5 protein-coding genes are annotated in these 4,981 nt (G+C 32.7%); 3 read left to right on the forward strand and 2 right to left on the reverse strand.

From position 1 onward, the window contains the following. Positions 1 to 585 precede the first annotated feature (585 nt). A complete protein-coding gene (locus B2S90_RS10485; protein ID WP_286697021.1) occupies positions 586 to 1,839 on the forward strand; it encodes an RNA-binding domain-containing protein in 1,254 nt (417 codons plus the stop codon). 36 nt (positions 1,840 to 1,875) lie between these two features. Here B2S90_RS10485 and ispG read toward each other — a convergent pair whose 3' ends face one another. Together ispG and rpsT are read right to left on the reverse strand one after the other, a co-directional pair. Next, positions 1,876 to 2,943: a flavodoxin-dependent (E)-4-hydroxy-3-methylbut-2-enyl-diphosphate synthase gene (gene ispG, locus B2S90_RS10490; protein WP_055234209.1), complete on the reverse strand. Its 1,068-nt coding sequence runs from the start codon at positions 2,941 to 2,943 to the stop codon at positions 1,876 to 1,878. 113 nt (positions 2,944 to 3,056) lie between these two features. Continuing rightward, a complete protein-coding gene (gene rpsT, locus B2S90_RS10495; protein ID WP_055234210.1) occupies positions 3,057 to 3,320 on the reverse strand; it encodes a 30S ribosomal protein S20 in 264 nt (87 codons plus the stop codon). A gap of 144 nt (positions 3,321 to 3,464) precedes the next feature. Between rpsT and fmt the strand changes: the two genes are divergently transcribed. Both fmt and B2S90_RS10505 read left to right on the forward strand, forming a co-directional pair. After that, positions 3,465 to 4,415 (forward strand): methionyl-tRNA formyltransferase, encoded by a 951-nt coding sequence (gene fmt, locus B2S90_RS10500; protein WP_055234211.1) that lies wholly within the window; start codon positions 3,465 to 3,467, stop codon positions 4,413 to 4,415. Positions 4,416 to 4,424: 9 nt separating this feature from the next. Continuing rightward, positions 4,425 to 4,981 (forward strand): thymidine phosphorylase (locus tag B2S90_RS10505; RefSeq protein WP_286697022.1); only part of this gene is annotated, 557 nt, incomplete at its 3' end.

The following is a 4,981-nucleotide window of genomic DNA, read 5'->3' on the forward strand; positions in this document are numbered from 1 at the left end:
GAAAAGTACGTAAATAGCTTATTTTATTAGTTTTCGATTGAAATAATTTGGACGTAAAACTTTTCGATTGAATTTACGATTGTTTTTGATGTGTATTGTTGAATAATTCAGCTATATTATTACCCTGTCATGTAACGAGCGAGTTATTAATTTTGACGAAAATCCAACAAGGAGGGTGTTTTAAAATTTACGATTGAAAATATCGCGGACGAAAAAGCTTTCGATTGAATCTTCGATTGTTTTTACGCGTATTTTTGCTTGAATAAGCTCTATGTATGTATCTAATGAGTATTTTGTGTTATAAAAAACACTGTTCTATAGTTTATAATTTTAATCTTATTATAAAGTATGAACGAAAATGGAATGGATTGAAATTACGTTCATTTTAATTGCATTTGTGAGATACTGAATGTATTCCGAGATTGATATTCGTATAATTAAGTGTATTATTCACTCGGAAATCATACAAAAAGGGTGTTTTTTCTGATTTACGATTGAAATAATTTGGACGAAAAAGTTTTCAATTGAATTTACGCTCATTTTTAATTATACTTAAAGTAGTAGAATAGGAAAGGAGATAGTAATATGCGTGAAACAAGAAATCTAGAGTTTAAAGAAACAATCACAAGTACTTTCTTGAAAACAGTTAGTGCTTTTTCAAACTATGATGGTGGAACAATCTTGTTTGGAGTTGACGATGATGGCAATATTAAAGGGTTGTCAGATATAATCAAGGCGTGTTTAGATATTGAAAACAAAATTAATGATACTATTTCTCCACAACCAGATTATGTACTTGAACCAAATGAAGTAAACAAGACTATAAAACTTATTGTGAAAAGTGGATTACAGAAACCATACTTATATAAATCAAAAGCATATAAGCGTAATGATTCTGCAACTATAGAAGTAGATACATTAGAGTTTTCAAGGCTTGTATTGGAAGGGAAAAATATTAGTTTTGAAGAACTACCATACAAGGATCAGAATCTTACTTTTCATTTCCTTGAAGAACAATTAGAAAAAACTATTCAAATCAGTTCGTTTAATCTTGATACATTAAAAACTCTTAATCTCTATGACAATAATAATGGATATAATAACGCGGCTGGTTTACTAGCGGATACTAATGATTTTCCTGGAGTTGATATTATAAAATTTGGAGAAAATATCAGTATTATTCAGAAAAGAATTACATTTGATCATATGTCTATTTTAGAAGTCTATAAGAAATCGCTTGAGGTATTTAGAGATTATTATAGATATGAAGTGATAGAAGGATCTGAAAGAAGGAATGTCGAAAAAATACCGGAAGCAGCTTTTAGAGAAGCTATTGCGAATGGACTTATTCATAGGATGTGGGATGTGAATTCTCATATTAGAATATCTATGTTTGATAATCATATCGATATAGTATCTCCAGGTGGATTGCCTTCAGGAATTTCTGAAGAAGAGTATTTGAATGGTAAAACATCTGTTTTAAGAAATAGAAATCTTGCGAATGTATTCTATCGATTAGGATTTGTAGAAATATTTGGAACAGGTATTACACGAATCAAACAATTGTATGAAAGTAGTTTTGTGAAACCTCGTTTTGAAGTATCAGAAAATACTATAAAGATTGAATTGCCTGTTTTTGAAGATATTTCTGATTTAACAGATGATGAGCATCTTGTTTTAAAAGCGTTAAGTAAAACAGTCCTAAAATCTATTAGTGAAATAGTACCAAGTACACCTTTTGGTAAATCAAAAGTCTCTTCTCTATTAAAAATACTAGAGAAAAAGGGAGTTGTACTGATTCAAGGAAAAGGTAGATCTACAAAATATGTAATGAAATAGAAAATCTAACGTAACGTAAAAAAGCGAGTTTATGAATTACTCGCTTTTTTCTTCAACCATCTTTAGAATTTCATCTTTAAGTGTCTGAACCATATCTTCCTGTTTAACACGTTTTACAATCTCTCCATGCTTAATAAGAAGACCTTCACCAACACCACCTGCAATACCAATATCTGCATGACGTGCTTCACCTGGACCATTTACTGCACAACCCATAATTGCGACTGTAATATCGAGATGAATATCCTTTAAGAAATCTTCCATCTCTTTAGCGATAGGAATCAAATCATACTGAATACGACCGCAAGTAGGACATGATACAAGAGTAGGGACACCCTTTAATAAACCTAATTCTTTTAATAGAATCTTAGCAACCTTAATTTCTTCTACAGGATCATCACTTAAAGACACTCTAATAGTATTTCCAATACCTTCATATAATAATGTACCAATACCTAAAGAAGACTTAATAGTGCCTCCTAAGGCTGTGCCTGCTTCAGTGACACCTACATGTAAAGGGTAAGGGAATGTTTTAGACGCTAATTCATATGCTTTAATAGTCAACATTGTATTAGAAGACTTTAATGAAATAACGATATCATGGAAATCTAGATCCTCTAGAATCTTTACATGCTTCATTGCGGATTCAACCATACCTTCAGGTGTAGGTTCTCCATATTTCTCTAGAATATCTTTTTCTAAAGAACCACCATTAACCCCAATTCTAATAGGGATATGCTTCTCTTTACATGCATCTACAACTGCTTTTACCTTTTCGATAGAACCAATATTACCAGGATTAATACGTACCTTATCAATACCAGATTCTATGGCGATAAGAGCGAGCTTATAATCAAAATGAATATCAGCCACTAAAGGAATATGAATCCCTTTCTTGATCTCTTTAATTGCATAAGCATCTTCTTTATTAAATACAGCTACTCTTACAAGTTCACAACCTGCCTGTTGTAATGCATTGATCTGTTTAATAGTTGCTTCTACATCCTTAGTCTTTGTATTACACATAGACTGAATCACTACATGATTATTACCACCGATAGTTAAATTGCCTACCTGTACACTTCTTGTTTCTTCTCTTAACATATTTCTATACCTCGCACTTTATATTTTAAGAAACTTATAATACAAATGCAAGGCATAAGAAAACATCCAGCAAAATGCTGGATGTTTATGTTTCATATAGAAAACTCTATCAATTATCCGATTGAGTTAATTTTCTTCTGAAGTCTTGCTTTCTGTCTGCTAGCATAGTTCTTGTGATGGATATGCTTAGTTACAGATGCATCTAACTGTCTTGTGCAATCGCTAAATTCCTTAGCAGCAACTTCTTTGTCACCAGCTTCTACAGCGTTTAATACTTTCTTGATTGAAGTCTTTAAAGCGCTCTTTACTGCGTTGTTTGCTAATCTTTTTTCATTATCGTTTTTATAACGTTTAATCTGCTGTTTCATGTTTGCCATAATAATCTCACCTCGTTCTATAGTTTGCTGAACTATAATACCAAAAATGCTAGATGATTGCAATAGTTTTTTTGGTTTTTCCTGTGTGGTAGCACTTAATAAATGAGTATGTTATAATAAAAAAGACAATACAGGAGGAATTTTATGAGTAAAAAAATTGTTTTTATGGGAACTGCATCTTTTTCATTAAAAGTACTGCAGATGTTACTAGAAAATAAATATGATGTTGTGGGTGTTGTCACTCAGCCAGATCGTTATGTAGGAAGAAAGAAAGTACTCACTATGAGTGATGTGAAACAGGAAGCATTAAAACATGATATTCCTGTATTACAGCCAGAACGTATTAGAAATGATTATCAGGCAGTCTTAGATCTAAAGCCTGATTTAATTATTACAGCAGCTTATGGACAGATTGTCCCAACTGCTGTCTTAGAAGCACCACGTCTAGGATGTGTGAATGTACATGCTTCTTTATTACCACTTTATCGTGGTGGGGCACCAGTGCATCGCGCTATTATTGATGGTCGCACAGAAACAGGTGTGACTATTATGTATATGGCAGAAAAGATGGATGCAGGTGATATTATCTCTCAAAGATCCACACCAATTACAGATGATGATAACTTAGAAATTGTATATGATCGTTTAACTGATATTGGTGCTGAATTATTAAAGGATACATTACCATCTATCTTTGATGAAACAAATGATAGAATTCCACAGAATCCTGATGAAGTTGTTTATGCACCTATTATTAAGAGAGAAGATGAAAGACTTGACTGGAATAAGACAGCAAGAGAAATCTTTAATCACGTAAGAGGCTTATATCCTCATCCAGGTACATTTACAACTTATAATGGACAGATTGTAAAAATATATAAGGGTGAAATTCATAACTGCCCTAATGCCAAGGAACACCATAAAGATGAAAAGAATGGCACTATCGTTAAGATCTTTAAAGATGCAATTGGGGTAAAGGTAGAAGATGGTGTATTCGTGATTACAGAGATACAGCTTTCTGGTAAGAAACGTATGTCTGTAAAGGATTATTTAAATGGTAAGAATATATTCGAGGTAGGAACTCAGTTTGAGTAGGTGACATTTATGAGAATGGTAGATCTTATTGAAAAGAAAAAAGATAATGTAGTATTAACTGATGAAGAAATTCATGAATTAATCCAGGGATATACGAAAGGTGATATTCCTGATTATCAGATGAGTGCTTTCTTGATGGCTGTTGTCTTTAATGGATTAACAGATCACGAAACAGCCCAGCTGACTTTAGAAATGATGCATAGTGGTGATGTGATTGATTTAAGTGGTATTCATGGCATTAAAGTAGATAAGCATTCTACTGGTGGTGTTGGTGATAAGACATCTTTAGTATTAGGTCCAATGGTAGCTGCATGTGGTGTACCAGTCGCTAAGATGAGTGGTAGAGGACTTGGACATACAGGTGGGACTCTAGATAAGATGGAGTCTATTCCAGGACTTAATATTTATGTCAATGAAGAAGATTTTATTAAACAGGTGAATGACATTCATTTAGCTATTATTGGTCAGACAGCGTCTCTTGATCCTGCTGATAAGAAGATGTATGCATTAAGAGATGTCACTGGTACTGTTCAATCTATTCCTTTGATTGCTTCTTCTATTATGAG

The sequence above is a fragment of the Catenibacterium sp. UBA627 genome, from assembly GCF_002299355.1.
Lineage (GTDB): Bacteria > Bacillota_I > Bacilli_A > Erysipelotrichales > Coprobacillaceae > Catenibacterium > Catenibacterium mitsuoka.